Origin of the sequence: Bacillus sp. ISO11 (assembly GCF_003458115.1) — a bacterium.
In the GTDB taxonomy this organism is placed as follows: Bacteria; Bacillota; Bacilli; order Bacillales; family Bacillaceae_G; genus Bacillus_A; species Bacillus_A cereus.
Window position 1 is genome coordinate 1 of the sequence record NZ_QXCO01000082.1, and the last position, 1,450, is coordinate 1,450.

The following is a 1,450-nucleotide window of genomic DNA, read 5'->3' on the forward strand; positions in this document are numbered from 1 at the left end:
TGAAGTGACCCCTAAAAGTTAGACACGGTTATTTCATTAGGCAGCTTGATAAAAATGAGTCCGGTATTGCACCGGGCTCATTTTTAATTTTGCCTTTATCCGTTTTGTATTGTAATAATCTATATATTTTTCTAATTCTATTTTGAAGTGCTCTACACTTTCAAACTCTTTTATGTAGAGAAACTCAGACTTCATGATTCCAAAGAAATTCTCCATTACTGCGTTGTCATAACAGTTGCCTTTACGAGACATACTTTGTACGATACCTCTTTTTTGTAATGCGTGACGGTACTGTTTCATTTGATAATGCCACCCTTGATCTGAATGCATCATTAGTTGGTGATTTTCAGGTAAACCTTCTAATGCTGTCTCTAACATTTCTGAAACAAGTGAATACGTCGGTCTAGAGCCAATTGTATAGGTAATGATTTCACCATTATACAAGTCTAATACAGGTGATAAATAAAGTTTCTCACCGAATAATTTAAATTCTGTAATATCGGTTACCCATTTTTCATTTGGCGTATCTGCCGTAAATTTACGCTCTAAAATATGAGGTGCAATTTTACCAACTGTTCCTTTATAAGATTTATATTTTTTCATACGTACAAGACATTTTAAACCTAACTCTTTCATAATTCGTTGCACTTTTTTATGATTCACTATTTGATTACGATTGGCTAACTCATCACGAATACGACGATATCCATAACGACCTTCGTGTTCATCATAAATCGCTTTAATTTCTACTTTTAAATCGGCATCTGGATCGATTCTATCCATTTGTTTTACATAAAAATAATAGGTGCTTCGAGGGATATCCGCTAACTTTACTAATTCTTTCACTTGAAACTCATGCCTTAATTCATAGACTACTTGTGCCTTGTCTTGTTTGGTGATTTTTCCTTGTTTTGAACTAAGGCATTCAACTTTTTTAAATACGCATTTTCCATACGTAAGCGTTCTAATTCAGCTTGTAACGCTTCAACTGAACCTTCTGCCGGAATCTTTTTAGTATCATGTTTTGTGTTTTTATTTTTCATGGATGGACGCCCCTTTTTCTTTGGTTCAAGGGCATCTAAGCCACCTACTTCAAATTGCTTCTTCCATTGATAAACCGTTGTAAAAGAAGGAATCATGAAGATAGCCGCTGTATCCATTAACGATATACCCGATTGAGCCATAAAATTTAGTACGTCTAGTTTAAACTCTGCGGTGTAATTTGTATAGACCTCGTGTAAACCTTCTTCTCCATGGAGTTCGTATAAGCGTAACCAGTATTGAAATTGTGCCTTTGTAATATGCATCTGTTTTGCATATTCTGCTTGAGAAATTATTTTCGGATTAAATCCTTGAACGAGCGTTAACTTTAAATCCTTCGTAAATTTTGTCATACAAAAAACTGCACCTCCAATTGTTAGACTGTGTCTAACAATTGGGGTGCAGCTCA

General features: G+C 34.8%; 1 protein-coding gene. It reads right to left on the minus strand.

Annotated elements, in window-relative coordinates:
* Positions 1-36 precede the first annotated feature (36 nt).
* A protein-coding gene (locus tag D1166_RS30850; protein WP_097856517.1) for an IS3-like element ISBce18 family transposase occupies positions 37-1,394 on the minus strand; the annotation gives its coding sequence in 2 pieces (ribosomal slippage) (positions 37-938 and positions 938-1,394; 1,359 coding nt in all).
* Positions 1,395-1,450: the final 56 nt, after the last annotated feature.